Genomic DNA, 26,485 nt, shown 5'->3' with positions numbered 1-26,485 from the left:
CTGCATACTTAATAAGCCTGTTTATTTCCTAGTGTAATATCTGATATATTATAATTGTTCTGTGTTTGACCCCATTTTTCTCTTTTTCTTTACTATCTTTTTCTCAACTTCAGATACTTATTTTCTTTTCTTTTCTTTTTCTATTTGTTATTATGTTCACACGAGTTTACAATTCTTCAGGGTATCTATATTCGGTCGTGTCCTCATATTATTGAACAGGAACTCTAAATGTTAATAGTTCCTTTAAACTCCATATGTGATCAGTTATTCCTTCTGCCATAGCTGGAGTCCTTTGAAACCATTTTCTGTTTCCAGAATCTATTTTTAGCCTTAGAGACTTATGAGGTTTTATAAAGTTATACCATGCCTGGAATAAATCAATAGCTTTCTGATGCATCCTTTTGGTTTTACTGAAATTCATTCCTTTTCTTATAAATCTTGCAAGAGATGTCCTTATCGTAAGGTTAATCCTTTCTGCATAAGAAGTTCCAATATAACTATCCGCATCAGCTCCAAGCATTTCGAATATCTCATCAGGATCTCCAAAGATGATACGTTGAACTGTTTCAACTACATAATTTTTTACCTTTTTCTTCAATACTTTGACATATTTTAAATCATCAGGTGGAACCAGTTTAGGTAGCGGTTTTCTTCCGATACCTTTGTATTGTGGCAACTCGATTTTACCATAAACGTTTATAAGTGCTTCTTCAAAGGCATCCCAATCATCTGAGGTAAATACAGGAATAGGAGAAGATGTGGAACGCATCTTCTCAACTTCTTTAAATAACTCTATAGCATCCTCAGCACTACGTTTTCCTTCATGATGAGAAAGGAGCAATCTTGTGTCACTTTTGATTGCTGTAAGTGAATACACATCCCCACACTCTTCAGAATCCTCGTCAGTCACATTTTTTTGCTTTTTTTTATATATGACCAGATCTCATCAACCTCTACTCTCGTAAGATTAAGATTTTTGAGGAAATAAGTTGTAACTTCTTCTGCATGGGTTCCTGCAATCTCAAGCCATCTACAAATAGTGTCTTTACTATGTCCAGTAGCTCTTGCAACTCCACGAATACTGCCTTTTTCAGGAAGCATAGCTATTGTCCTTAGAACTTCTTCATCTGGAGTGTTTAATTCGAAAAATATTGTACCTTTGGTTTCACTAAAACATTTTTTACAAGTTTTACATTTAAAAAGAGCATGGTTATTTTTACCATATCTTTCTTTAAGGACTATATTCCCTTGATTTTTAATTCCATAATCAGTGCAGTCTTTGTTCCAGCAAAAAAATTGTGAAAAATCGATTTCAGAAGTGATTAAGATGCCCCCAAATAATAATAGATTCAAGATTATATAAAACTAAGTCAATGATTTGAGGACACGACCCTATATTCCGGATCTGTTTTTTCGGAAATATAAACCCATAGAAACGTTTTTCTGTTTCTTCTTTCTAATTTATAATGGTGAAAGCGTTGATAAGGACATTTATCGCAGTGGAGCTTGACCCTGGTTTCGGGGGGAAAATCCGCCAGGTTCAGGAAAGGTTTTCAGAGTTTGACCTGAAGTTTGTTAACCCCGAAATTGTTCATATAACCCTGAAGTTTCTGGGCGATATTAAAGAATCAAAGGTTCCATCCATTGCTGCAGCTCTTGATTCCATTATGTGCGAGCCTTTCGAAGCAAAAATCGTGGGTCTCGGGGTTTTTCCTAAGCCTTCAAACCCTAAAGTCCTGTGGCTGGGAGCAGAAGGAAACTTTGAAACTCTTCACAATGATGTGGAAACAGTACTGAAACTCTTCGGGTTCAAAGAGGACGAAAGAGGTTTTACTGCCCATGCAACTCTTGCAAGGGTAAAATCTCTAAATAAAGATCAAAAAAATTCTTTTATAAATATCCTTAAAGAATTAAAGAATATCGAGATTGGAAGTATGCAGGTGAACAAAGTTCTTCTTAAAAAAAGTACTCTTACTCCTGAAGGTCCTATCTATGAGACTCTGCATACGGTATACCTTGACTGATTAACTTTTTTAGGAAATTTAACCGCCCTTTCAGCTCTGACCGGTTCTTTTCTACCTGTCAGTCTTTTTCTGTGTTCTGATAATTATTGTCTCATAAAACCTGAGAGTGCTAAAATAATGGAATATCTCAAACCCTCAACTGTCTAAATTTAATGATGTAATCTTCTATCTGTTATTCCTGATTCTGTACCCTGGCAGGCAATCCCAAAATTATATATCCGGGATGGCGTTCTCTTTAGTATTCTTCTTTCGAAATGCGGTCGATATGCCAGAAATATCGAAAACATTCGAAAGTTTAAATATTATCTTCTCTAATTAAGGTGCAAGCACAAATGGAGGACTTTAAGATTAAAGAAGAGATCTGGATTGAAAAATACAGGCCTGTCAGGCTTAATCAGGTAGCAGGACAGGAAGAAACAATCGAGCGCCTGATGTCTTATGTGGCAACTAAAAACCTTCCTCACCTCCTCTTTTCCGGCCCTCCCGGTGTAGGAAAAACAGCTTCTGCAGTTTCAATAGCAAGGGAGATCTTCGGAGAAGATTTATGGCGGGAAAATTTTACGGAACTCAATGCCTCCGATGAAAGGGGTATTGATATTGTCCGAAATAAAATCAAAAACTTTGCAAAAACCGCTCCTATGGGCGGAGCCCCTTTCAAAATCATTTTCCTTGATGAAGCTGATGCCCTCACCTCGGATGCCCAGTCCGCACTCCGCAGGACGATGGAAAAATTCAGCAGCAATTGCCGTTTTATTCTTTCCTGTAACTATTCCTCCAAGATCATTGAGCCTATCCAGTCCAGATGTGCGGTTTACAGGTTCAGGAGGCTTTCCGATAAGGCCATCAGAGAACGTCTTGAGTATATTGCTAAAGAACAGGACCTGTCCATCACAGATGGTGGGTATGAAGCCCTGATTTATGTAGCTCAGGGGGATATGCGTAAAGCTGTCAACTCTCTCCAGGCTGCCGCTTTCATTGATGTCGAAAAACCTATCTCCAGGGAAACCATTTACAGGACCACGGCAACTGCGAACCCTGAGGAGATTAAAAACCTGATTGAAACCGCTTTGCGCGGAAACTTCAGGGTTGCCAGAAAAGAGCTTAACAGGCTTCTTTATGAAGAAGGGCTTTCCGGAGAAGATATCGTGGGGCAGATATACAGGGTGGTTTCCGAAATGGATAACCTCATGATTCTGGACCTCGGGCTTTCGGAAAGGGATATTGTCGGACTTGTGGATATTATCGGGGAAACAGACTTCAGACTGACTGAAGGAGCAAGCGAAAAAATCCAGCTGGAAGCCCTGCTTGCACATTTTGCTCTATCGAGAGAAGAATGAAAGTAAGTTATGAAAAAATAAGTTATGAAAAAATAAGTTATGAAAAAATAAGTTGTGAAAAAATAAGTTGTGAAAAAATAAGTTGTGAAAAAATAAGTTGTGAAATAATCCGTAATTCTAAAAAATATATTTCACATGCGGTATTTATATCAATACTTCAATTCTATTTCCAGATCTCTGAAAAGTAAATGGAAAAGGCCGTTCAAAAGAGCCTTTTCTTTTAAAAGATTATAATTACCACTCCTGATCATCATGTCCGTTGAAAATTTACTGGTAGAAATGCTGGCTTCTGTGCCTCACTGGCTTGCAGTTCTGCTTATTGGAGCTATTCCTGTTTCGGAATTAAGAGGTGCAATCCCTGTTGCAATGGGTATCTACCACATGGAACCTCTTGAGGCTTATTTCCTTTCGGTTCTCGGAAATCTTCTCCCTGTAATCCCACTCCTTCTCTTCCTTGAGCCGGTTTCGAATTACCTGCGTCGCTACCGTATCTTTGATATATTCTTTACGTGGCTCTTTTCAAGAACCCGCAGGAACCATACTGAGAATTTTGAGAAATACGGGCTACTCGCCCTGACGCTCTTCGTTGCCATTCCTCTGCCTGTTACCGGGGCGTGGACGGGATGCGCAGCAGCTTTTGTGTTTGGAATAAAGTTCAGGAATTCATTTCCTGCAATTGCTGCAGGCATATTGATCGCAGGAATTATTGTAACCGCTGTTACCATGACAGGAATGAGCCTGTTTGAACTTATTTTAGGGGCATGACCTTCAGGTCAGGCTTTCGAAACCTTTTCGCTGGCATGACCTTCAGGTCAGGCTTTCGAAATATTCATATATCTTAAAAATATCAAATATAGCATAGACAGAACAAATATAAATTTCTCTTTATATTTGCAGCCAGCCCTGTTTTTACAGCTTCTCATACGGCTTATTCCCCGTTGTCTGGCAATTCTATCGTATTTTTGAGGTGACTCTAATGGCAAAGGCAGATAAAAAAAACAAAAAGATAGTTCAGTCTGAAAAGTGTATTGGGTGCGGGATATGCTATTCCGTCTGCCCTGTGAACGCAAAAGCAATGAAAAGCGATGACTTTGATCCCGAAACTGCCGAACTTGCACTCCGGATCATTGATGGAATGGCAATAATTGATGACGAAATCTGCATCCGCTGCGGGGCTTGCTCAAAGAATTGTCCTGTGGAATCCCTCGCAGTAGTTGAGGTTGAAGCCGCAACTGCATAACCAGTCTCAGGTAAAAATAGGTAAAATGCTGTTTTTCAGCATTTTTCAGTTCTTTTTATTATCCAGCAGAATTATTTACAGCATTTCTTTAGCTAGTTTTATGTCTTCAGCCTTTACGGTCTTCCTGCCCGCATGCTCTGCAAGCTTTATAGCCTCTTTTGATATTTGAAGCCCGTATTCTTCCAGAATCTCCGTAAGAGCCATTCCTGCACTCTCGCTCACTCTGTGAGCACCCGCTGTCCTTATTAAACGCTCGATTGGTGCGAACGGTATAACTTTTGCTGCCATATTATCCTCCAAGCTTCTTTTATTTAATATAAATTCCTTCTAATCTCTGTTTTTGTATTTAGATTCTATAAATACTTTTGCTTATATCGGAGTTTCCTTTCCATCTTATTCAGCCTTTAATGCTCTTTTTCCCCTCTATTTACTTTGTAAAGCCTATTTTTATCTTTTTTTATTCCTAATTATTTTTATGGAGATTTCTAACTAACTGTCAACTCTGGGAAGTTTTTTATACAAGATTCTCCCAATTTCTTACTCTCTTAATTTTTCTTAGTCTGTTCTCTTCCGAATACCTGCCTCTCTGTTTTGAGTCTCTTTTTCGAAATCTTGATATCGGATTATTCGAATCTAATCAAACATGCTCTTACAGGAACTCCTTGGAATAGACGAAGATATCTATCTTATAGAAGAAAGTTACACCTCCCAGAGAAACCCTGAACTTACCCTTCAATATCTTAACAGATTTTTAAATTTTCCAGATATTGAGAATATCAGGATTATAAGAGTAAGGCAGGCAGGTCACACAACCGGACTGCTGTTTTTCAATCCTGCAGACGAGGACGTTCCTGTAGATTTCTGGTCGGTATTTACCGGAGCTTTTGCCCAGCCTGCCCTGAAAGAGAAATTTGAAACTCTTGCAGATTCCCTTCTCAACCTCACCTCTCCTGAAAAGGACATTGAACTCCTCCACGAAACATGGTTTAACGCAGTAAACGAATATTACTCACTTATGCTTGTTAACCGGAACCTCTGCACCAGCTGCTCAGTAAAACCTGAGTCCTATGGCAATGTTTTTTCGGAAAACCGCATAAAAAGGGTTGCCGAAATCCTTGAACTTCTCCGAAAAAAAGGTTATTACCCCGAAGGCAGGCTGCTTGAGGTCTGCTGTGGGAATGGAATGTCAACACTCGCACTTTACAGATCCGGGCTTGACCCCCTTGCAATAGAAATAAACAAATGTACTATCTGCCAGGGGCTCGAACAGGGGGTCCTTAACCCTCAGAGAGTTATGGTTATGGATGCAGCAGCCGTGTCAAGATACTTTGAGCCGGGAAGTTTTGATGCTGTAATGGGTTTTATGCTGGGGCTCGTCTACGAATTTAACAAAGGGCTCTGGGTCCGTATTGTAAGAGAAGCTGTTTCCGTTGCAGCTGATGGCGCAGTCCTGCTCTTTACCGTAAGCAGCAAACCCGAGATTGAAATACTTGCAGATGCCCTTTTCAGGGCAGGTGTAGACGGAGAAATTGTGGATAATACGGATTCAGAAGGTGCTTATGATCAGTGGCTCTTTGTAGGGCGAAGACAAAAAAATACATCCACATAAAGTAACTCTTAATGGAGATTTAATTTTAATAGGAATTTCTTTTGTTTTATTTTCTTTTTTTCCTTTTTTAAATCGGAATCCGGAACTTTCTTATTGTTGTATTACAACTATTTTTTCAGTCCTTGATTCTCCTTTTCAAAAGAGTATACCTAATGTTAACGGCAGCGAAAAGTATTTACTTGTTAACAATGGTATTAATAAAAATATTCGTATCAACGCAGGACAGGTAAGTTTTGCGGTATATACCATTAATATCAGTTTTCTCCTGTTAATTTAAGCGGTAACTCAGATTCGGTCCTACAATGCCGGATAAATTCCCCTCCAGGTAAACTGCAGGTTTCTGCAATAAACCGCTGTCAGGAGATTTTATGCTTTGACAGAACCGGATCAAAAAACAGGCTCAAACAGGCTCTGTATGCCCTGAAAACTGGACAGTTTTCTGGAGAATATATAGACGCATGTTTCAATAAATTCTGTTTTTTGATCCGATTTAAGAGGCTCATCCATGCGTGTAAAAATTACTGAAACCGTCCTCCGGGACGCACACCAGTCCCTCCTGGCAACCAGAATGCGGACAAGGGATATGCTCGAAGTGGTTGAACAACTGGACCAGATTGGGTATTTTTCCCTCGAGATGTGGGGAGGTGCCACTTTCGACTCCTGTATTCGCTATCTTAACGAAGACCCCTGGCAGCGCCTCAGGGACCTTAAGAAAAATATGGACAACACATATGCTCAGATGCTTCTCCGCGGCCAGAACCTCGTAGGATACAGGCATTATTCGGACGATGTGGTTGAAAAGTTCGTAACCAAGTCCTATGAAAACGGCATTGATATATTCCGGGTTTTTGACGCTGTAAATGATGTCAGGAACATGGAGCTTTCCATAAAAGTGGCAAAAAGGCTGGGAGCTCATGTCCAGGGCACGGTCTGCTACACTATAAGTCCTGTACATACAGTAGAAAAGTATGTAGGACTCGCAAAACAGCTTGAAGAGCTGGAATGTGATTCGCTCTGTATCAAAGATATGGCAGGCCTTCTTTCTCCAAATGAAGCGGCAAAAATAATCAGTGCCATGAAAAAAGAGGTTTCTATCCCTATTTCTCTCCACTGTCACTGTACTTCGGGAATGGCTCCTATGAGCTATATGGCAGCCTGCCCTGCCGGAGTGGATGTTCTGGATACGGCACTCTCCCCTCTGGCATGGGGGACCTCCCAGCCTCCTACCGAGACCGTTGTTGCAGCTCTTCAGGGAACCCCCTATGATACAGGACTTGACCTTGGGGCTTTTGAAGAGGCTGTCAGGTACTTCAAAGACCTGAAAGAAAAGTACAGAGGAATCCTCGATCCTATTTCCGAGCAGATTGACACCAATGTTCTTATCTACCAGATCCCGGGAGGAATGCTCTCCAATCTTGTTTCTCAGTTGAAAGAGCAGAATGCCCTCGATAAATACGGGGCAGTGCTTCAAGAGATGCCAAAGGTCAGAGAAGAGCTCGGTTATCCTCCTCTTGTTACTCCCACAAGCCAGATCGTAGGCACACAGGCTGTGCTCAATGTTCTCATGGGAGAACGCTACAAGGTCATCCCGAAAGAGGTAAAGGACTACGTACGCGGACTCTACGGACGTTCTCCAGCCCCGATCAGCCCTGAGATCATAGGAAAGATCATAGGCGATGAAGAACCGATTCACTGCCGCCCTGCAGACCTTCTCAAGCCTGAGTATGAGAAGAGAAAAAAAGAAGCAGAAGAAATGGGCATTGCAAATTCTGAAGAAGATATCCTTACATACATACTCTATCCGGCAATTGCTCCCAAGTTCCTGAAAGGGGAAATGGAAGAAGAAGCCCTGGCTGTTATCACCCCTGCCCCGGCGACTCCTCAGGAATACACAATTCCTACACACTTCAAGGTTGAGGTGGACGATGAGGTCTACGAAGTCAGGGTCGAGCCTCTAGGCGGCGGAGTTTCCATCTCTGAAGCGTCGCCTAAAAAGCCAAGCGCAGAATCCGTTAAAGGAGGGGTTACCAGCTCAATGCAGGGCATGGTACTTTCCCTTAAGGTTAAAGTAGAAGATACCGTCCGGGAAGGAGACACCGTAGCTGTTATCGAAGCCATGAAGATGGAGAATGCGGTTCATGCCCCACGCTCGGGAATAGTTAAGGAAATCTTTGTAGCCGAAGGGGACACCGTCGCGCCCGGAGATATCATCCTTTCAATCGAGTAAATCGGGAAAGGTGGAAGGTATCATGTTCAAAAAAGTACTCGTTGCAAACCGCGGTGAAATAGCAATCAGGGTTATGCGTGCCTGCAGGGAGCTCGGGATTTCAACAGTTGCTGTCTGTTCCGAGGCTGACAAAAGCGCCCTTTTTGCCAAGTATGCTGATGAAGCCTATCTGATAGGGCCTGCCCCTTCAAGCCAGAGCTACCTGAATATGGAAGCTATCATTGAGGTTGCAAAAAACACCGGAGCTGAGGCAATCCACCCCGGCTACGGTTTTCTTTCCGAAAACCCTGCTTTTGCAAAGCGCTGTGAGGAAGAAGGCATTATTTTCATAGGCCCTCCAAGCAATGTAATTGCCGAAATGGGAAGCAAAATCAGAGCAAGGCACCTCATGATGAAAGCCGGAGTCCCTGTAGTTCCCGGAACAAAGGACGCAGTTGAGGACCCTGAAGAAGCCATGGAAATTGCAGAAAAGATCGGCTATCCTGTCCTTATCAAAGCGTCTGCCGGAGGCGGTGGAATAGGGATGAAGGTTGTCCACTCCAGGGAAGAGCTTGCCACATCCTTAAGCTCTACAAGGCAGATGGCAGGTTCCGCTTTCGGGGATTCTTCCGTATTTATCGAAAAGTACGTGGAAGAGCCAAGGCATATAGAGATCCAGATCCTTGCTGACTCTCATGGTAATATGGTCTACCTCTCAGACAGGGAATGCTCAATCCAGAGAAGGCACCAGAAGCTGATTGAAGAAGCTCCTTCCCCTATAATGACTCCGGAACTCAGGAAGCAGATGGGGGAGGCTGCCGTAAAGGTTGCAAAAGCAATTGGTTATGTAAACGCAGGGACCGTCGAGTTCCTTTACTCTAAAGGGAATTTCTATTTCCTTGAAGTCAATACTCGCCTTCAGGTGGAACATGGAATTACCGAAATGGTAACCGGAATTGATATTGTCAGGGAACAGATCAGGATCGCCTGGGGAGACAAACTCGATTTTGAACAGGAAGATATAGTTATTGACGGGCATGCAATCGAATGCAGAATAAATGCCGAAGATCCCCTGAATGATTTTGCTCCTTCCCCTGGAAAGATCCGGAGGTACCGTTCTGCAGGAGGGCCCGGAGTAAGGGTGGACAGCGGAGTTCATACAGGCTATACAATCTCTCCTTATTATGACTCCATGATTTCCAAGCTCTGTGTCTGGTCCAGAAAAAGAGAAGAGGCTATCGCCAGGATGGACAGGGCACTCTACGAGTATGTGGTCGTTGGAGTAAAAACCAATATCCCTTTCCATAAAGCTGTTATGAGGAACCCTGCATTCCGCAGAGGCGACATGACAACCAGCTTTATCGAAGAGGAGAATATCCTTGAGGCTGTGGAACACGTCGTTAAGGCTGACAGTGAGAAAGGTGCTACTCTGGCTTCGGCCCTTGAGGCTAAGGACAAGAAAGTTGCAGCAATCACGGCCGCTGTACATGCCTATGTTAACATGGCCCAGAAAACACAGCGGTGATGCTTTTCACTCTTCGGAAAAGAGGAAAAAGATTTTCCGGCTTATCAGGGTATGACCATATGTCTGGACTAAGAGAATATATACGGTGGAACATATACATTTGTATGGGGTGCACGGATGGGAGATAAAAGGTCTCGAATTATTAAGGCACTTAAAGATGCGCAAAAGACTCCGGTTTCTGGAGAAGAGCTGGGGCTCAAGCTTGGAATTTCCAGGACAATGGTATGGAAATACATTAAATCCCTCCAGGCTGATGGATACGAAATAGAGTCATCTCCGAAAAGAGGATATGTCCTGAAATCCGTTCCTCAACTCCTGTACCCTGATGAGATTCAGATGGGGCTCAAAACAACTCTCCTGGGTAAAAAAATTCATTACTTCGAGGAGGTAAGCTCCACCAACAGTGTTGCGAAAGAGATCGCAGCTTCCGAAGAAGAAGGAGCTCTTGTCATTGCCGAGATACAGAAAGGAGGCAGGGGCCGCATGGGCAGGGAATGGGTCTCCCCTCACGGCGGAATATGGATGTCAGTAATACTTAAGCCTGGGATCCCTCTCAGGCATGCCTCAAGGCTGACCCTTGTTGCCGGGCTTGCAGTTGCAAATGTTATCCGTGATATGGGGCTCGATGCCCGTATCAAGTGGCCAAACGATGTCCGTATAAACGGGAAAAAAGTATGCGGAATCCTTACCGAAGCAAAGGCTGAAGTAGACAGGGTGGATTATGTTGTCCTCGGTATAGGAATCAATGTAAATATGGATTTAAAAGACATCCCCGAATCTTTCCGTGCAGGCTCGACCACCCTTAAAGTGGAACTCGGAAAACACATCAGGAGGGTTTCTTTCCTTCAGGATTTCCTTTTCGAGCTTGAGCAGCAGTACATAAGCTTCAAAACCCAGCCGTTCTCTCATATTCTCAATGACTGGCTCGCCCTCTCGGATACAATTGGTAGGGAGGTAAAAGTCACCACGCCTTCCAGGATTATAGAGGGAAGGGCGGTTGGAGTAACTCCTGACGGAGCCCTTATCATAAGGAAGGCAGATAATACTAAGGAAGAAATTATTGCAGGTAGATGCATTTATGCGCGTCCCAAATAAATGCGAAAAAAAGAGCAGTAAAGGAATGAAATTCATTTCAGCTCTTTTTTTTTCAATCCCGGTCATTTTTATATTTTCAATTCTCATTGCCTGTGCAGTCTCTCCCACCGCAGGAGCATCTAATGGGAGGCTTTCGATTATTCTAATTGATGGGGACGAGATTTATGTACGCTCAGGTGACTATTACTCTTTGTTGCAGGATTATCAGCTCCACGTAAAAGGCGCTAATTCTGAAGGCAACAGGGTATGGATCGAACTGTGCAGAGACGACACTTCTATTGAAGACGCTATTGTCGGCGAGGGTGACACTTTTATATATTCTAATAATTCTACGGAGATTTTGAACCTCACAGTGGAGAAAATATACGGCGGAGCGGATGGAGTGCTGGTAAAGTTCTCTCCTGTATATCAGTACCTTAACCCCCGACTTCCCATGCCTCAGACACCGGTAACTACACCTGATAACCACTCCAACAATAATTCTTCTCCTCCTCCGGTATTTGAAAATCAGGCAAAAGGTTTTGACATGCCCATTTTACTTCTGAGCATGGGGGCTGTTCTTCTGGTAAGCGGGATTTTTGCAGGAATTTATAAGAAAAAGTAATAGTAGATTATATGAAAAAAACTGATCAGTAATAGTAGAATATGTGGATGAAAAATCGATTAGTATAGAAGAATATGTAAGAAAAGCCGATTCTGTAATAAGTAATCGAAATCTATGTTGATGAAATCTATGTTGATGAAATCTATGTTGATGAAATCTATGTTGATGAAATCTATGTTGATGAAATCTATGTTGATGAAATCTATGTTGATGAAATCTATGTTGATGAAATCTATGTTGATGAAATCTATGTTGATGAAATCTATGTTGATGAAATCTATGTTGATGAAATCTATGTAGTAAGTTATATGATTCGTAATTCTGTAAATCGGATAGAATATCTAATTATGTTAACAGTTATGTTAAAAGTTATGTTAAAAGTTATGTTAAAAGAAACCAGCAGCTATATCGAGTCAAAACATATAAAATAAATCTATTTTTCTGGGAACTCGAGTCCCGGACTAAAGTTCCCTGTAAGAAGAAAAGCCCTTTTAAGACTTTAAAATCTGCTTTTTCAATGCTTTTTCGTGCTTTCTTTTCAATTCTTGTAACTATTCAGGTAGCCTTAACGAGGCTACACATTTTTCCTCGTTCCGAGGAAAAATTGGATATAAAATGATTCCTTTTTAGCTTTATGAAACGTGATGAGATTCTTTCTTACTGTGCTTCAAATCCTGAAATTATTGTAGCTTACATTGAGAGTTTAGAATCTCAAGTTAAAGAACTCACTGAAAGACTTGTAGCCTTAGAATCTCGTTTAAATCAAAACAGTCGTAACAGCAGTCGACCTCCTTCTACTGATTATTTTGTCAAAGAGAAACCTAATCCCAAGAGTCTGCGTAAACCAAGCGGGAAGAAACCTGGAGGTCAGGAAGGTCATCCAGGCACGACTCTTGATATGGTTGATCATCCTGAGTAGGTAATAGAACATTCTTTGACCTGCTGCAAAGAATGCGGATCTACCCTTGAGAATGTTGAAGTTGAAGCTTATGAGAGAAGACAGGTCTTTGACATTCCTCCCGTAAATCTAATTGTTACAGAACATAAAAGTCAGATTAAAACCTGTCCTTGTTGTGGAAAGTTGAATAAAGCCGTTTTTCCCGAATCAGTGAAATATCCGGTTCAGTATGGCCCTAATATTTTAGCTTCAGCTATTTACTGTAAAAATTACCAGTTTGTTCCTTATGATAGAATTTCTGAGTTATTTGAAGACATTATGGGAATAAAAATCTGTCCTGCTACGATAATTAGAGCAGAAAGAGAATGTTTCCAGAATTTAGAGGAATTTGAAAACGTTATTAGAGAGAAGTTATTAGCCTCGCCTGTAATCAATTTTGATGAAACTGGTATGAAGATTGAAGGAAAAAGACACTGGCTTCATGTAGCTTCTAATGAAAAATACACATGTTATTTTGCTCATACAAAAAGAGGAGCAGAAGCAATAGATGCTATGGGAATTCTTCCGAAGTTTAAGGGAGTAGCAGTTCATGATGGATGGAAACCTTACAACGTTTATGATTGTGATCATGCTCTGTGTAACGCTCATTTACAGAGAGAACTTACAGGAATTGAAGAGAACTATAAACAGACATGGGCTAAAGAGATGAATGAACTGCTCACTGAGATGAAGAAATACACTGATGAGTGTAAAGAGCAATTAAGAGAACCTGATTTTGAGCAAATTAAAGCATTGGAAGAAAGGTTTGATGCAATTATCATTAGAGCGCTTGAAGAAAATCCGCATTCTCTAAATCCTGAAAAACAGGGAAAACGCGGTAAAAATCCAAAAACAAAATCAAGGAATCTGCTGGATAGGTTTATAGAACACAAAGAAAAGATTCTGAGATTCCTGACAGATTTGAAAGTTCCATTTGATAATAATCAGGCAGAAAGAGATATCAGGATGATGAAACTACAGCAGAAAATATCGGGAACTTTCAGAAAAGCAATGGGAGCGCAAGCTTTCTGCAGAATTAGGGCGTACATTTCTACAGGAAAAAAGAACGGTTTACCTGTTTTAGAGGGTATTCGTGCGGCGCTCATAGGAGCGCCGTTAACTATACTCTGAGCAGTTACCAATTCTTATTCATTTGTGGAGAATTTTACGTCTCCTTTTTCTATAAGGAGTTTGAGGTCTTCCAGGCTGAGGCGAGCATTTTTCTGAAGCTTTTCACGTGCATCGCTGTGTTTCTGGCTTACTTTGTGCTCATCTTTTGTTAACTGGAGATCTTTTAATTTATCGAGATATAATGAAAGTTCTTTCCGACTGTTAGCAATATTGTTCTTGAGGGGGTCGATTTTTTCTTTAATGGAATTTATATTTGCAATTTTGTCGGTAAGCTGGGCATGGTACATATTTGCTTCTTTTCGGATCTCATCTGCTGCCTTAAAATTTTCAAGCATTTCCAGGTGGCACGCCTGAGACTCATCCGAAAGTGCCTGGATTTTTTCGTGGAACTCGTCCCCTTCTTTATGAATACCTTTGGATTCCTTATAACTCTCCTGGATCTGCGAATGAAGCTCGTTAGCCTTCGTTGCGGCATCAAGGCGTTTACTCAGGTCATCCAGCTTCTGCATTATTTTTATCTCAACTGCAAGGGGGAGTTCTTTATTAAACAGGGCGTCAAGTTCAGCTTCATAAGCTTTTGAAAGGGATTCAACACTTCCATGGGATAGTTTATTACATTCATCACGCTTCTCTTTGAGCTCCGCAATCCCTGAAAAAAGTTCCTGGGTTTTGGAATTGATCCCGCTTCTCTTCTCTTTGTATTCCCCAATTTGTTTATTTATTTCATCCCGGCGGTCTCTAAGTGCCTGCGCTTTTGCAACCCTTTCCTTTACCTGCTGGTTCAGAGTGTCTCTCTTTGCTTTAAGTTCGTCAATATCGGTTCTGTTTATTTTCAGATCCTTGAAAATCGAAGCCAATTGCCTTTCGCTTTTCTCTATCCTGCTCCTGAGCTCGTTAACCTTGCCCTTGAGCTCCCGTTCATTAAGGTTTGAAAGGTCGGCCGTTGCAGTTTCTGCTGTTGAAACGTCGTTGTTCATGTCTTACCACCCACGTGTTTCCGAAACAATTCATGCTTTTTGTTTTTCCCAGTAACTCAGGGCTTCTTCATGACTTTTTATTTTAGTGCTGAGCCATTTGTGCTGGGGTTTGCTTTTGGAAATTTCGCTGCTTTTGCTTCCATCATCCTCTTCAAGCTGTTTTTCAGACTCTTTTATTTCCTTCAGCTCAATATTTGAGCTGCCGGCTTCGTCCAATCTGGCGTTGACCTGCTGGAGAAGGCTTTCTCCTGTCTCTTTCTCTTTGATAAGTTCGCCCAGGTTTTTCATAAAAGAGTTCTTAAGATCCTGTTCTTCTTCGGGTTCGATCTGTCCTTTGAGTTTTTTAATGTCTTCCTTTATTTTATCAGCAGTTACAGGGTCCAGCTTCGGGAAGAGATCCTTTTCGAGCAGTCCTTCTACCTGATGATAAAACTGCTGTCTCTTTTCCTTCAGGACTTCTTTTCGCTCTGCTATCCGGGTTCTGGAAATCTTTGCATTTTTTGCATCTTCTTCAAACTGGCTCAGCTTGCTGTCCAGTTCTTCAAATTCTTTCCGATATTCTTCCAGAAACTTTTTATGTTTTTCTACAACCCTGGAGATCAGTTCCCCTTCTGGCAGTATTCTGATCCCGGCTTCTTCAATGTTTCCGCTCACAGTATCACGATTCTGTAGTTTCTTTTTATAGGCTTTTTTTATTTGGACTGGTAGAGCTGTCCGGAGACTTCAACCGGGACTGCCCACCCTCTTAACAGTTAAAGTACCTGTTTAAATGTCACAAGGCTTTTTAAACTCTAAACACCTGGGCATGAGGTACGCAGTCTATAACGATCACAGAGTCCGGATCGATAAGCCCGCATTTAATAGCGCATTTAATCGTTTTTTCCCCGAAAAGGTTTGCAGTGGTAGCTTCTTCCAGAGCTTTTTCCAGTTCTTCCTCAGATACAGGCTCTCCTTCATAGAAAGCTCTGTTTATTTCTACCATAGTATTGCCATGTTTCAGGGTTTTTCCGAGCACCTCCTCATCACAGGCTGCAACAAGCACGTGCTCTCCATTTTTATAGATCTTTAGATACATATTTCCCCTTTTTGAATACTATTTCGCCCTTTTAGTATTTACAGCTTAACCATCATTATTTTGTTTGCGGGTACACTGTTTTTTCCTTCGGGAGCTTCCTGGTGTACAGTAACAGTTTCAGTTGCGAGAATCCGCTGTTTTTTGACTTAATTAATGAGCCTGATATGGGTCTGGTCCGGAGAAAGAATGTCGCCTCTCTGTTTCATCTTCTTTATGTATTCCTCTGCATGTCCTCTATCTATGCCGTGCTCGCTTTCAGCCTCTGCATAGACCTCTTCAAGAGGAGCTTTGGAACCCGGGTGTCTATCACTGACTTTTTTTATTATGTCTTTGAGGAGTTTTATTTTATTCCTCTGGCTCATGCTTGTACCCGAAGCAAGTATGTCTGCGTCAAGAGCTCCTGTTTCTGGATCGACTCCTACGTTTTTAAGGCAGTTCATTACTATTCTGATGGTCCGTTTTGCGTCCTCAAGGGTGACTATATTACTGAGGCGGACACGTGCACTGGCTTCGGAGAGGCGAACCAGCGCTTCGAGCTGCCTGGCTGTTACGGGCACGGGCGTATTCTTGCCTTCTCCGCTTCTCCTGAGGTCCGTATAAAAGTTAATAAGGTGATGTCTTGTATCTTCTTCCATTACCGGATAAACATTTTTTCGTGCAAATGCGATATACTTCCGCATAAATTCCGGTGCAATAACAGGCTCAATTATTTCCATTTCAGCATCAACAAATTCTTCAGAAATTGTAGACCCTGGAAGTTTTTGCCTTTGCTCGGAGAGTTCTCCCGCATAATGCGACTGCAGAATGTGGTTTGCTATCCTGCTGTCCAGGGAATGGTTTGGGGTATCGAGCAAAACGAAGATCAGGTCGAAACGAGAAAGCAGAGCCGGAGGCATATTTATTTGATCTGCAAGCCCTTCATACCGGTCAAAGCGGCCGTATTTCGGATTTGCAGCTCCAAGAAGGGCACACCTGGACTTTAAAGTTGCAATAATCCCTGCTTTGGCTATGCTTATGGTCTGCTGTTCCATTGCCTCGTGGAGGGCACTCTTGTCCTCTGTCCTCATCTTGTCCATTTCGTCAACTGCAGCAACTCCCATATCAGCCATGACAAGTGCTCCGCCTTCTATCGTCCACCTGCCGTCGTTCATGTCGTCTTTTACGGCAGCCGCAGTCAAACCGCTCGCAGACGCGCTCCTCCCTGAAGCAAAGACGCCTCTTGGAGATAGTTTGACAACATAACGGAGAAGCTGGCTTTTTGCAATTCCGGGGTCACCTACAAGCATCATGTGGATATCGCCCCTCGTCCTCGAGCCGTCAGGAAGGTTCTTCACAACCCCTGAAAATAACTGGAGTGCAAGGGCTTCTTTGATATCCTCGTATCCGTAAATAGAGGGCGCAATGGAGCTTATGATTTTTTCATAAATTGCCGGGTCACGGGAAAGCTCAAGGATCTGTTCCTCTTCTTCGGCAGATATTTCAAGCTCATCATAATCTTTGTCCAGGCGCTCGATGGAATTCGCTTCCAGTATAAGGTCGTAGAAAGTGGATTTCCCGTCCTTGAGGGTGCGCTGCCTTGACTTCAGGACTCCGTTGATTATAACACGGTCCCCCGGAGTAACATTCCCCGTAAGGTCATCTTCAGAGTCCACTTCCAGGCTCTGGGGTTGCGACCCTCCTTTCAGGTTTTCCGGGGACTCCTGGATCTGTAGTTTCTGGGCATCGATAAAAGTTGAATCTTCAATTGAAACCTTGAATGGCCCTTTCTTCCCGCAGGTCTCCTCTTCACATCCTGCAAAAGGCTCTTCGAACTTGAAACTGTTCTGCTCCACTATGGTCAGGTGCCCACATCTTAAACACTGGAAGGCAGCTTTTGTGATCCTTGGCCTGACCTCTGTTGCCTTTCTTATCATGCCCTCGATAGCAACAAAACGTGTGAGGTGTTTGCTTCTCAGTTCCCTGATAGGAATCCTGTTAGGAATTTTTATGACCCTTACATGGGCCTGCTCAAGGTTCTTTTCTACAGGCAGGTCAATTTCTTTCAGAGCGGCTTCAGCTGCGGATATAAGTTCTCCGGGATGCTCAAGAAATTCCCTTGAAAGATCCCTGTCAAATTTTTCTATATCCGTGAAATCAACTGCAAGGCTACGCTGGTCCGGGTATTCGTTTGCCAGCTGAAGGATTTCATTCCAGTAATAATCTTTAAAGAATCTCTTTAATTTCTCGTCCCATTTGCTTTCTGTTTCAGTCATAACATTCTCAAAAGTTGGCTTTTATGAAAATTTCTATCTTCGATCAGGTTGTTTTTACATGAAAACGATTTTAAAAAAGTAAAAAAACGTATAAGATATAATAGGTTCTGATAAGACAGCTTATTATCATATGAACTTTTCTATGCTTCCCGGATCTTCTATTTTTTGCAGGGTTTCAACTCCTGACGCAAGCCTCATTTTTCTCTCGCTTTTCCTTATTATGCCCCTGAGAGTCTGTACTTCTCTCGGAGTCAGCCCTGCCCTTCCTAATATCCTCCTCAGCATCAGGGAAGTTTTGTCTTTTTTGTGAGCCGGATAATCTATTTCTTCAAGCAGCTCGTCCAGATGCCCGTAAAGGAGCTGGAGGTCAAAGCCGTCTGCAAGAGGATTGCTTCCTCCTTCGAGTCCGGATAGCTCGTAAAGCACGATTGCAACTGCGTGGGAAAGGTTCATAATCGGATATATTTCCGAAGTTGGGACCGTGACAAGCATATCAAATCCTTTCAGTTCGTCATTGCTGAAGCCGTTGTCCTCACGCCCGAAAAGGAGTGCAATAGTGCCGCTGCATCCTTTAAGTTTTTCTCTGACCTCTTTTACAGTATAAAGAGGGAGGCGTATATGTTCTCCGGTTTTCAGGCTTGAGACTCCTGTAGTCCCTATAAGCAGGTCTGCACCTTTTACGGCTTCTTCAAGGGTTGAAACGATCCTTGCCCCTTCAAGCACGTCCCTGGCATGAGAAGACATTGCCCTTGCCTGCCCTTCAAGTTCGCAGGGGTTCATCAGGACAAGGTCGGAGTATCCGAAGTTTTTCATGGCTCTTGCAACAGATCCGACATTTCCCTGGTACATGGGTTCTACAAGCACTACTCGAATATTTAATGACAAATTTCTCAATCCTGAACGCATTTTTTAGAATTAGTTTTCAAGGGTAATTGCATCTGCCATGCAGACAGTCGTGCACATCCTGCACCCCAGACAGTAAGAAGGGTCCTTTACAACACAGACCTTTTTACCTTTTTTTTCTTCAATGGAGTAAACCCTCGGGCCTTTAGGGCATGCAGCCTTACATGCTCCGCAACCTGTACATTTTTCTTCATCAATATAAATTTTCATGCCGGTTATTTTCCATCCGGTTGTATTATTTCAAATATTTTATAATATTCTTGTTTTAATATATTTTGCTATCCTTTTCAGTATGATTTTCTATTTATTTCTTTATGATTCTTCATTAAAATATGAAGAGGTCTTATTCATTTCCCTTATATATTAGACTACGCTGTGAAATTTATCTGGAAGGGTTAAACTTAATGGCTAATTGAGGGATAAACATTTTAATTATTTTTCCAGATCTTTGTGTACACATACAATCTACATTTGGATTTGGCTAAGGATCAAAACGTCAAAAATGCTATTTTCGTGCAATATTTAAGTGAATTTTGTTGGAAAACACTATATGTAGTATTTAATATTGTGCATAAAGTATGTTAAAAAACGATAAAAGTAACAATCTATTATCTGATCTTTATATAGTTTTTGTGCAAACTCTCGACTAATTTTCATGCATTCATTCCAGATCTATATACAAATCTGTAAATATTTCTGCCAGCTGATTGTTTGAGAGCATGGACAGAAACTATATAATGAATAACTAAAAAATCACAAAGTGTGAATGTTATGCGGGGTTCAATACAGGTCTCAAACTCTACCGAACCCCACATACCCGAAGGCAAGAAATATGCTACTTCATGACTATTAAAGTTTGCTGATTCTTGCCTTTCCGTGAATATAAATAAGGTGGAAAGAAATGAAAGCAAGAAGCAGAATATTATCTAATACGAGTAAATTAACACGAACTATAATACTTATGGGAATTTTATTAATAAGTTCATGTTCTATTGCCTATGCAGAGACAAATGAACTCCCAGTAAGTATCAACGAACAAACATCTACAACCCTGAGTATAGATATGGCAAAAGAAATTGCAGCTTTTTATCTGGTAGAACTTTCTGGAACAATACCTGAGTTATCGGGATGGGAGAATGCAGTTGTTGAGCCTGACATTACATTTTATGACTTGGAAGGAAATATCACAGCATATTCCTTTGACGTGATGAAAAATAGCGAATATGATGGCTACATAATTACATCTGCCACGAAAGATAAATATCCAATCCTTGAATTCTCAAAGGGGCAACTCCCAACTAAAATCTCTACAATGGTCGAGAAATCAGAAAACGAAGTAGAAAACTATGCAAACAAAAATAAACTGAATGTTGAGGAAAGTGTGCCTGTCTATGAAGGTGCAACATTCTACTATACTCAATACAGTCTTCTAGATAGTAAAAACGGAAATAAAAAGAAAGTTGTTGTAGATCTCGTTACATCAAATATCGAGTGTGCTGAAAATGTTTCTAACACCAGCAAAGATAAAGTAAAAACTGTTAAAGTAGAAACTGTTAACAGTGATGAAATCGAAGAAGCATGGAATTATTTAGAAGACCAAGTGGTAGAGGAAAGTGATGAGATAGGAACAGTATCAAGTACAGAAAGTACTTACTCAACTCAAGCGGTTGGTTATTATAAAAAAATATCTGGTGTTCCTTATTATCTCGCGCTTACTTATGGCTGCGCTCCAACTGCGGGTGGTATGGTTCTGGGGTATTGGGACGGGAATGGATATCCAAACTTTCCAACTGGTAACACACTAATGTCGGAGTTAGCAACAGCGATGGGAACTTATAACTATAGTACATCCGTGTCCAAAATTGATGATGGTATAAATACAGTTTGTGATAATCATGGATATTCGAACTTTAATTCTGTAAATGACTATACCTTGACTAAATCTGAACTCATGTCAGAAATTAATACCACTAGACCATTTGTCTTGAGTATGCAAGGTGGCGGGGTTGGAAGCGGACATACTGGTGCATATAAAAACCATTCTGTTACATGTGTAGGTTATGGTATCTCGGGTACAACTGTTTATGCTTACCTTCATGATGGATGGGATTCAAGTGAACATTACATTACTTTTGGAAATTGGAACAGTTCAACAGCAACATGGGTGAGACCTTAATCACCCATTTATTTTTGAAAGAAGAGATAATTATGCCACTTAAAAAAATCAATATAAAACTAACATTCGTCTTATTGTTAATTTTTTTTGCTTCAATGCTATATATTTTCAATACAAATGGTAATTGCATATATCCCCAAAAATCTTTTGAAAATATTAACAATAGCTCGATAAATATTGATGTACATTCGGGAGATTCAATACAACAGGCAATAGACAATGTTTGTTCCGGTGGTACTGTTACTGTTTACTCGGGATTATATAAAGAAAATTTGGCTATCGATAAACCTCTGAGTATAATCTCGAAGGAAAGGAAGCATGAAAACGCGATAATTCAGGCTGCAGACCCAGAGAGAGATGTATTTAAGATTACTGCAAACAACGTAACGGTTAGTGGCTTTAATATAACTGGATCACAGAATAAATCTGGCATCTATTGTAGTGGGTCTGGTTGTAACATAACTGGAAATAAATTAAGTTATAATATGTATGGCATTTACATTAATAATTCAAACAGAAATACTCAAGATAATAATGAAATAAATGACAACTTTTTTGGAATTTATTTAAACAATTCTACTAATAACCAAGTAAGTAACAATAATTTCTCCTGTTTTGGACTAATTGCCAAATTAGATAATGGAGGAGGAGGAATAGGAGGAATTTGTTTAGAAGATTCAAATAATAACAGGTTAATAAATAATACTATATTAAAATACTGGGAGGGTATAAACCTTACTAATTCTTCTAACAATGAGCTAAATAATAACTCGATTCTGGATAACTATTTCAGCCTCAGTCTTATTAATTCAAATAATAATAAAGTTCTTAATAACATTATTGTAAAAGGTGGATATTCGTTTTCAGTTATAATTTATCATTCTCAAAATAACACATTGCAAGGTAACACTGGAGGTTTAAATACTGAAATTAAAGTAACCTATGGTTTTAACAGCACAAACAATACATTAGAAGGCGAAATAGATAATGCAGACGAACCAATAACTCCTAAAATTGGATCCGAAGATTTTTGGGTTTAAACAATAATTACTTAGTCTACCAGTCGCAACGAGTGACGTGGTACACTTCCACCGGAAAAAACATATTTTCGCTGTGCTCCCAGCTGGCAGGCTGAAAAATGGGCTAGTCTGCCATAACCTGCCAGAAATCTCGAACTTCTTCACAGCTCATCCAAGCAGTCCTCACTCCGTCCTGTCAAATCCTCCCAATTTGTCTAGATCATCAAGCCAGCAAGTTGAAACCCATTTTCAAGTCTATATTCGGGACTCGGTACGACAGCCAGATCATAATTCTATGATGGCAATCGATTAAGATAGTCAGATGGTATTTATATAACTCAGGATAGAGCCAAATTCATGCGAGAATATACATTGGGCAAAAATTAGGATTTGCTGAGCGAGTGAGAAAACAGGTAGACATCCACGTCCTGCGTAGCGCCGGAGAGATCACATTTTACAGGGATGACTTGATCATTGAAGCTTTAAGCCCCACAAATATGCGCGAAATCGTGTACTTGCGGGTTTGTGGGTGGATGCCGGTGCACAGATGGGCGAATCTAAATTATGCTGATCAAGTCGAAACCTGCGCAATTACTGAAGGGACTGATATGCAGAGATCACAGAATCAAACTTACTGTCCCTATTGATGCTCAATCCTGGGCAGATTTTAAACTGTTACGCCGTAAAAATTGTATTAAGTTAAGAAAGAGAACAATTTATATTGTTTTGAGCATATATTTCTCTGATCTGGTGTCCTCTTTATGGGTCCAGAAGTTTTATTCCTCTAATCCGGAAGGGTGCCGGATTATTGAGGTTCTTCGGTTATGTAAGGGGTCTAATTTACTGGGGCTAAAACAGGTTTCCATATCCGTTTATTCGCGGGTTAAAGTTTGTTCGGGAACTCAGCCTGTTCATCAACTCAGTTTTTGCTCCGATGTCCGGATATAGGGCTCAGGCTAGCCGATAATTAGATCCTTAAACAAACTTGAACTATTAACATGGAGAGTGTAAAAGCATGACAAAAGAATATGTTAAGGGGGACCTTCCTGAGAAGGCTGCAATTTTACAGAGAGATGGGGAAACTTATGCTATTGCTCCGCACATTCCCGGAGGGATCGTTTATCCCGAAACCCTGAGAAAGCTGGCAGACATTGCAGAGAAATATGGGGCTGCAGCTCTCAAAGTTACTTCAGCACAGAGAATTGCAGTTGTGGGACTTAAGGAGGAAGACCTGGATTCAGCCTGGGGTGAACTCGGCATGAAACCCGGTGCAGCTATCGGGCTCTGCGTCAGGAGCGTCAAGATTTGTCCCGGAACTACCTTTTGCAAGAGGGGAAAGCAGGACTCTGTAGGGCTTGGTTTGAAACTTGATGAAAAGTACCATGGTATGCAGCTTCCTTCCAAATTCAAGATGGGTGTTTCAGGATGTCAAAATTCCTGTTCCGAAACGATCATAAAAGACGTAGGAATTGTGGGTACTGCAAAGGGTTTTAATGTAAGCGTGGGGGGAAATGCAGGGCCACGCCCGAGACTAGGGGAAGTTGTGGCAAAGGACCTTTCCGAAGAACAGGTTCTGGATCTTGTTGAGAGGATAATCAACTTCTATAAAGGATATGGAAAATCTAAACGGATTGGCGCAATGATAGATGAAATAGGAATTGAGAAATTCAAAGAAGGAGTTGGGCTGTAAGCAGCCCTATATATTACTGGACAGTGGTTAAATCGGTTCATATGAGTCGATCTCAAATAGCTGTTCTAATCAGTCCTATCTAGCAAGTAATTTTAAATGAAAGCTGGATAGTTGCGTACAAAAGCTGGGGTAGTTCTATTTTAGAAAAGAACTCTGTTCTCAAGCGGAATTCAAAAGTGTTATCTGAAAAAATTTTATCTGAATTCCTTTTCTCCAGCTTTTTTTCGCTCTATTATTCAAATTTCGGAATGTACATTCTTTTTTCTGAATTCTCTGAGCTTTCTAATGCTGATATTTTCTATTTTTCGTCGGGAAGAGTTTCAATAAATAGATTTATAATTCTTGTATTATAATTTTATCATTATTTTTCCAGTTTTCTTTTTATTTTCCTTTCAAATGGCTTTAATGCTACCCTGTTTTCGTGGCTCTTGCGAGCTTTTCGATGTATTGTGTTATAAAGATAACGTTTAAATATAATAGATACAAAGACTAACAGACTATTCAAACCTTATACAGACAGTCGCTACGGTTCTCGACATGTCTTTGCTATTGTTGATATTCTGTAATCAATAATAATTCTAAAGCAGTATCAGTTCTCAGTTTTTACCCATATATAGGAGGAATAAACTATTAGCAGTGAGATGGCATACTTCTCTGGACTCTCGGACGCACTTCGTCTTACGTTTGTCCAGATAATGATACTCAGCGCTATAGCTGTTGTAATTTTTTTATACGGTATGATCGGTAATTTCCAGAAATGGGGGGCAGGAGTGACAGGTTACGCTCTCGAACCTCCAACAGGAAAGAAAGGAAGCGCGATCAGGTTCTTAAAAACCTGGTGGGCACAGGTCAGAGCAGAATCTCATCACCATGGAAAGCCCATTTTAGAGGTTCTCATCCTTGACATCTTTTTCCAGAGAAGAATCCTTAAAAGAAGCCCTATTCGCTGGTTCATGCACTTTACTATCTTTGCAGGCTGGATGTCCCTTTTCGCTCTGTCAGGACTGATGTTTGCAGTCGAAATGACCGAAAAGATCGGAATTGAACTTCCGTTTACTCCTGCCGAATTTAGAGAGATGCTATCTCTTCCGAACTACATATTCGGCTATATCCTGCTTATAGGAGTCATGATTGCAGTAGTAAGAAGGCTCTTTGTTTCTGAAGTCAGGGAAGCTTCCATTATGTATGACTGGGTTCTGCTTGGAGGAGTTTTCATAGTCACCATCTCCGGCTTTATTGCCGACGGTATCAGAACCGGAATCATCTGGGGCTTCGGACTCGATCCCGTAACAGCACCTCCGGCAGCTCTCTTCCACTCTGTGATCTCCCTGCTCTTCTGTATCGCATATATCCCATACAGCAAGTATATACATGTAATCGCCACCCCGCTTGCAATCCTTGCAAATAAGGGAGGAGAATAAAATGGCAAAAAAAACTCCATCAATAGACACCAAAAACCTTACAGCAGTCCAGCTCATGGAGCTCGACTCCTGCACCCGCTGTGGTGAATGTGTAAAATGGTGTCCAACTTATGCAGCTTCCGGCCAGAAGCCCGGGTTAGCACCCAGGGATAAGATCCTGCGCTGGAGGCAGTTCATGAACAAATCCTACGGGATTAAAGCAAAACTCTTCGGTCCTACTGAAATCCCCCAGTCTGAACTTGAAGAATTTAAAGATGACGTGCACGGCTGTACCACCTGTGGTATCTGTGCAACCGTATGTGAATCAGGCATTAACACTGTTGAACTCTGGGAAGCCCTCAGGACAAACCTTGTAAAGAAAGGGATAGGTCCTTTTGGGAAGCAGAACATGTTCCCGAAACTTATCGGGCAGTACCATAACCCTTACATGAAGGACCAGAAAGACAGGCTTAACTGGGTCCCACCAGACGTGAAAATCGAAGACAAAGCAGATGTTGTCTATTTCACTGGCTGTACTGCAGGGTACAATCAGCTCGCTTTAGCCTTTGCGACTGCACGTGTGCTTAACAAGCTTGGCGTTAAGTTTTCCATGCTTGGTGAAGAGGAATGGTGCTGCGGCTCAGCCCTTATCAGGACAGGTCAGGTTCATGTCGATGATGTGCCCCGTGAACTGGCAAGGCATAATGTCGAAGCACTCAAGAAAAAGGGTGCCAAAAAAGTTCTTTATGCCTGTGCAGGCTGTTTCCGTGCCTCCAAGGTTGACTGGCCTAGGCTTCTCGGAGAAGAACTGCCGTTTGAGGTTGTCCACGTTGCAGAGTTCCTCGCGGACCTGATCAAGCAGGACAAAATCAAATGGGAAAAGTCCATCAACAAGACAGTCACTTACCATGACCCCTGCCACCTTGGCCGCCATGTAGGTGTTTTTGATGCACCCAGATATGTGCTTTCACACATTCCTGGCGTCAAGTTTGTCGAAATGGACAGGGTAAAAGAATTCCAGCGCTGCTGTGGAGCTGGCGGTGGTGTGAAGGCAGGTATCCCTGATCTCGCTCTGGGAGTCGCAGAATCCAGGGTTAAGGATGCCGTTGCAACCGATGCAGATATCCTTTCCAGCTGCTGCCCATTCTGTAAGAGAAATCTGATGGACGGCCGTGACTCACTCAAAGTTGACATGGTTGTCGAGGATGTCATAGAGCTTGTTGCAGAAGCTCTCGGACTTGAGACTAAATAAGAAGTGAAAGAGATAAAGGGCTGATTTCAGTCC

At 41.5% G+C, this 26,485-nt stretch carries 24 protein-coding genes and 1 pseudogene; 15 read left to right on the top strand and 10 right to left on the bottom strand.

Annotation, left to right across the window (positions count from 1 at the left end; genetic code table 11):
* Positions 1 to 208 precede the first annotated feature (208 nt).
* Together MSMAS_RS19045 and MSMAS_RS19615 are read right to left on the bottom strand one after the other, a co-directional pair.
* Positions 209 to 910, bottom strand: a complete 702-nt coding sequence (locus MSMAS_RS19045) for an IS1 family transposase (protein WP_155395171.1) — start codon at positions 908 to 910, stop codon at positions 209 to 211.
* The gene (locus tag MSMAS_RS19615; protein WP_011033920.1) at positions 907 to 1,353 is read right to left on the bottom strand and encodes a hypothetical protein; all 447 of its coding nucleotides are present in this window, start codon (positions 1,351 to 1,353) and stop codon (positions 907 to 909) included. The genes MSMAS_RS19045 and MSMAS_RS19615 overlap by 4 nt, the downstream gene beginning before the upstream one ends.
* Positions 1,354 to 1,466: 113 nt before the next feature.
* On the opposite strand from MSMAS_RS19615, the gene thpR reads away from it, so the two are divergent.
* From thpR to MSMAS_RS15195, 4 genes are all read left to right on the top strand, one after another.
* A complete protein-coding gene (gene thpR, locus MSMAS_RS15210) occupies positions 1,467 to 2,024 on the top strand; it encodes an RNA 2',3'-cyclic phosphodiesterase (protein WP_080942093.1) in 558 nt (185 codons plus the stop codon).
* Positions 2,025 to 2,344: 320 nt separating this feature from the next.
* The gene (locus tag MSMAS_RS15205) at positions 2,345 to 3,361 is read left to right on the top strand and encodes a replication factor C small subunit (protein WP_011033758.1); all 1,017 of its coding nucleotides are present in this window, start codon (positions 2,345 to 2,347) and stop codon (positions 3,359 to 3,361) included.
* 252 nt (positions 3,362 to 3,613) lie between these two features.
* On the top strand, positions 3,614 to 4,126 hold the full coding sequence (locus MSMAS_RS15200; RefSeq protein ID WP_011033760.1) for a COG2426 family protein: 513 nt from the start codon (positions 3,614 to 3,616) through the stop codon (positions 4,124 to 4,126).
* Between the two features lie 211 nt (positions 4,127 to 4,337).
* Positions 4,338 to 4,601 (top strand): 4Fe-4S binding protein, encoded by a 264-nt coding sequence (locus tag MSMAS_RS15195; protein WP_048045885.1) that lies wholly within the window; start codon positions 4,338 to 4,340, stop codon positions 4,599 to 4,601.
* Positions 4,602 to 4,676: 75 nt separating this feature from the next.
* Here MSMAS_RS15195 and MSMAS_RS15190 read toward each other — a convergent pair whose 3' ends face one another.
* Positions 4,677 to 4,889, bottom strand: coding sequence for a histone family protein (locus MSMAS_RS15190; protein ID WP_011033762.1), 213 nt, complete (start codon positions 4,887 to 4,889; stop codon positions 4,677 to 4,679).
* Positions 4,890 to 5,244: 355 nt separating this feature from the next.
* Here MSMAS_RS15190 and MSMAS_RS15185 point away from each other — a divergent pair, with 355 nt between their 5' ends.
* From MSMAS_RS15185 to MSMAS_RS15165, 5 genes are all read left to right on the top strand, one after another.
* Positions 5,245 to 6,210 (top strand): class I SAM-dependent methyltransferase, encoded by a 966-nt coding sequence (locus MSMAS_RS15185; protein WP_011033763.1) that lies wholly within the window; start codon positions 5,245 to 5,247, stop codon positions 6,208 to 6,210.
* Between the two features lie 505 nt (positions 6,211 to 6,715).
* Positions 6,716 to 8,437 carry a sodium-extruding oxaloacetate decarboxylase subunit alpha gene (gene oadA, locus MSMAS_RS15180; RefSeq protein ID WP_011033764.1) on the top strand — a complete coding sequence of 574 codons (1,722 nt, stop codon included), beginning with the start codon at positions 6,716 to 6,718 and terminating at the stop codon, positions 8,435 to 8,437.
* 22 nt (positions 8,438 to 8,459) lie between these two features.
* Entirely contained in the window at positions 8,460 to 9,941 is a 1,482-nt protein-coding gene (locus tag MSMAS_RS15175; RefSeq protein ID WP_011033765.1) for an acetyl-CoA carboxylase biotin carboxylase subunit, read from the top strand.
* Between the two features lie 117 nt (positions 9,942 to 10,058).
* Positions 10,059 to 11,036: a biotin--[acetyl-CoA-carboxylase] ligase gene (locus MSMAS_RS15170; protein WP_011033766.1), complete on the top strand. Its 978-nt coding sequence runs from the start codon at positions 10,059 to 10,061 to the stop codon at positions 11,034 to 11,036.
* A 25-nt stretch (positions 11,037 to 11,061) separates the two neighbouring features.
* The gene (locus MSMAS_RS15165) at positions 11,062 to 11,640 is read left to right on the top strand and encodes an S-layer protein domain-containing protein (RefSeq protein ID WP_011033767.1); all 579 of its coding nucleotides are present in this window, start codon (positions 11,062 to 11,064) and stop codon (positions 11,638 to 11,640) included.
* Positions 11,641 to 11,699: 59 nt separating this feature from the next.
* Here MSMAS_RS15165 and MSMAS_RS19970 read toward each other — a convergent pair whose 3' ends face one another.
* On the bottom strand, positions 11,700 to 11,921 hold the full coding sequence (locus MSMAS_RS19970; RefSeq protein ID WP_394296885.1) for a pentapeptide repeat-containing protein: 222 nt from the start codon (positions 11,919 to 11,921) through the stop codon (positions 11,700 to 11,702).
* Positions 11,922 to 12,274: 353 nt separating this feature from the next.
* Here MSMAS_RS19970 and MSMAS_RS15150 point away from each other — a divergent pair.
* Positions 12,275 to 13,708, top strand: a pseudogene (locus tag MSMAS_RS15150) (IS66-like element ISMma14 family transposase).
* Positions 13,709 to 13,722: 14 nt separating this feature from the next.
* Here the strand turns inward: MSMAS_RS15150 and MSMAS_RS15145 are convergent.
* The 6 genes from MSMAS_RS15145 to MSMAS_RS15120 all read right to left on the bottom strand — a co-directional run bounded on the left by MSMAS_RS15145 (position 13,723) and on the right by MSMAS_RS15120 (position 19,125).
* Positions 13,723 to 14,685, bottom strand: a complete 963-nt coding sequence (locus MSMAS_RS15145; protein WP_011033768.1) for a coiled-coil protein — start codon at positions 14,683 to 14,685, stop codon at positions 13,723 to 13,725.
* 30 nt (positions 14,686 to 14,715) lie between these two features.
* Entirely contained in the window at positions 14,716 to 15,339 is a 624-nt protein-coding gene (locus tag MSMAS_RS15140; RefSeq protein ID WP_011033769.1) for a hypothetical protein, read from the bottom strand.
* A gap of 130 nt (positions 15,340 to 15,469) precedes the next feature.
* Positions 15,470 to 15,760 (bottom strand): DUF424 domain-containing protein, encoded by a 291-nt coding sequence (locus MSMAS_RS15135; protein WP_011033770.1) that lies wholly within the window; start codon positions 15,758 to 15,760, stop codon positions 15,470 to 15,472.
* A 146-nt stretch (positions 15,761 to 15,906) separates the two neighbouring features.
* A complete protein-coding gene (locus MSMAS_RS15130; protein ID WP_011033771.1) occupies positions 15,907 to 18,012 on the bottom strand; it encodes a minichromosome maintenance protein MCM in 2,106 nt (701 codons plus the stop codon).
* Between the two features lie 126 nt (positions 18,013 to 18,138).
* On the bottom strand, positions 18,139 to 18,897 hold the full coding sequence (locus MSMAS_RS15125; protein ID WP_015412120.1) for an RNA methyltransferase: 759 nt from the start codon (positions 18,895 to 18,897) through the stop codon (positions 18,139 to 18,141).
* A 30-nt stretch (positions 18,898 to 18,927) separates the two neighbouring features.
* Positions 18,928 to 19,125, bottom strand: coding sequence for a 4Fe-4S dicluster domain-containing protein (locus tag MSMAS_RS15120; RefSeq protein WP_011033773.1), 198 nt, complete (start codon positions 19,123 to 19,125; stop codon positions 18,928 to 18,930).
* Between the two features lie 691 nt (positions 19,126 to 19,816).
* Here MSMAS_RS15120 and MSMAS_RS15115 point away from each other — a divergent pair.
* The 5 genes from MSMAS_RS15115 to hdrD all read left to right on the top strand — a co-directional run bounded on the left by MSMAS_RS15115 (position 19,817) and on the right by hdrD (position 26,452).
* Positions 19,817 to 21,091, top strand: a complete 1,275-nt coding sequence (locus MSMAS_RS15115) for a C39 family peptidase (RefSeq protein ID WP_015412121.1) — start codon at positions 19,817 to 19,819, stop codon at positions 21,089 to 21,091.
* Entirely contained in the window at positions 21,055 to 22,131 is a 1,077-nt protein-coding gene (locus MSMAS_RS15110; RefSeq protein ID WP_011033775.1) for a right-handed parallel beta-helix repeat-containing protein, read from the top strand. The genes MSMAS_RS15115 and MSMAS_RS15110 overlap by 37 nt, the downstream gene beginning before the upstream one ends.
* 994 nt (positions 22,132 to 23,125) lie before the next feature.
* Positions 23,126 to 23,800 carry a nitrite/sulfite reductase domain-containing protein gene (locus MSMAS_RS15105; protein WP_011033777.1) on the top strand — a complete coding sequence of 225 codons (675 nt, stop codon included), beginning with the start codon at positions 23,126 to 23,128 and terminating at the stop codon, positions 23,798 to 23,800.
* 641 nt (positions 23,801 to 24,441) lie between these two features.
* Positions 24,442 to 25,221: a dihydromethanophenazine:CoB--CoM heterodisulfide reductase subunit HdrE gene (hdrE, locus tag MSMAS_RS15100; RefSeq protein ID WP_011033778.1), complete on the top strand. Its 780-nt coding sequence runs from the start codon at positions 24,442 to 24,444 to the stop codon at positions 25,219 to 25,221.
* Position 25,222: 1 nt separating this feature from the next.
* Positions 25,223 to 26,452, top strand: coding sequence for a dihydromethanophenazine:CoB--CoM heterodisulfide reductase subunit HdrD (gene hdrD / locus MSMAS_RS15095; protein WP_048045886.1), 1,230 nt, complete (start codon positions 25,223 to 25,225; stop codon positions 26,450 to 26,452).
* The last annotated feature ends 33 nt before the right edge of the window (positions 26,453 to 26,485 follow it).

The organism is Methanosarcina mazei S-6, from assembly GCF_000970205.1.
Classification (GTDB): domain Archaea; phylum Halobacteriota; class Methanosarcinia; order Methanosarcinales; family Methanosarcinaceae; genus Methanosarcina; species Methanosarcina mazei.
The sequence above is the reverse complement of the archived record's forward strand: the minus strand, read 5'-3'. Positions and strand labels throughout refer to the sequence as shown.

Bases quoted from the DNA above. Each gene is read 5' to 3' on its own strand.
- thpR (WP_080942093.1), top strand. From the start codon at position 1,467: ATGGTGAAAGCGTTGATAAGGACATTTATCGCAGTGGAGCTTGACCCT.
- MSMAS_RS15200 (WP_011033760.1), top strand. From the start codon at position 3,614: ATGTCCGTTGAAAATTTACTGGTAGAAATGCTGGCTTCTGTGCCTCAC.
- MSMAS_RS15195 (WP_048045885.1), top strand. From the start codon at position 4,338: ATGGCAAAGGCAGATAAAAAAAACAAAAAGATAGTTCAGTCTGAAAAG.
- MSMAS_RS15190 (WP_011033762.1), bottom strand. From the start codon at position 4,889: ATGGCAGCAAAAGTTATACCGTTCGCACCAATCGAGCGTTTAATAAGG.
- MSMAS_RS15185 (WP_011033763.1), top strand. From the start codon at position 5,245: ATGCTCTTACAGGAACTCCTTGGAATAGACGAAGATATCTATCTTATA.
- oadA (WP_011033764.1), top strand. From the start codon at position 6,716: ATGCGTGTAAAAATTACTGAAACCGTCCTCCGGGACGCACACCAGTCC.
- MSMAS_RS15175 (WP_011033765.1), top strand. From the start codon at position 8,460: ATGTTCAAAAAAGTACTCGTTGCAAACCGCGGTGAAATAGCAATCAGG.
- MSMAS_RS15170 (WP_011033766.1), top strand. From the start codon at position 10,059: ATGGGAGATAAAAGGTCTCGAATTATTAAGGCACTTAAAGATGCGCAA.
- MSMAS_RS15165 (WP_011033767.1), top strand. From the start codon at position 11,062: ATGAAATTCATTTCAGCTCTTTTTTTTTCAATCCCGGTCATTTTTATA.
- MSMAS_RS15145 (WP_011033768.1), bottom strand. From the start codon at position 14,685: ATGAACAACGACGTTTCAACAGCAGAAACTGCAACGGCCGACCTTTCA.
- MSMAS_RS15135 (WP_011033770.1), bottom strand. From the start codon at position 15,760: ATGTATCTAAAGATCTATAAAAATGGAGAGCACGTGCTTGTTGCAGCC.
- MSMAS_RS15130 (WP_011033771.1), bottom strand. From the start codon at position 18,012: ATGACTGAAACAGAAAGCAAATGGGACGAGAAATTAAAGAGATTCTTT.
- MSMAS_RS15120 (WP_011033773.1), bottom strand. From the start codon at position 19,125: ATGAAAATTTATATTGATGAAGAAAAATGTACAGGTTGCGGAGCATGT.
- MSMAS_RS15115 (WP_015412121.1), top strand. From the start codon at position 19,817: ATGAAAGCAAGAAGCAGAATATTATCTAATACGAGTAAATTAACACGA.
- MSMAS_RS15105 (WP_011033777.1), top strand. From the start codon at position 23,126: ATGACAAAAGAATATGTTAAGGGGGACCTTCCTGAGAAGGCTGCAATT.
- hdrE (WP_011033778.1), top strand. From the start codon at position 24,442: ATGGCATACTTCTCTGGACTCTCGGACGCACTTCGTCTTACGTTTGTC.
- hdrD (WP_048045886.1), top strand. From the start codon at position 25,223: ATGGCAAAAAAAACTCCATCAATAGACACCAAAAACCTTACAGCAGTC.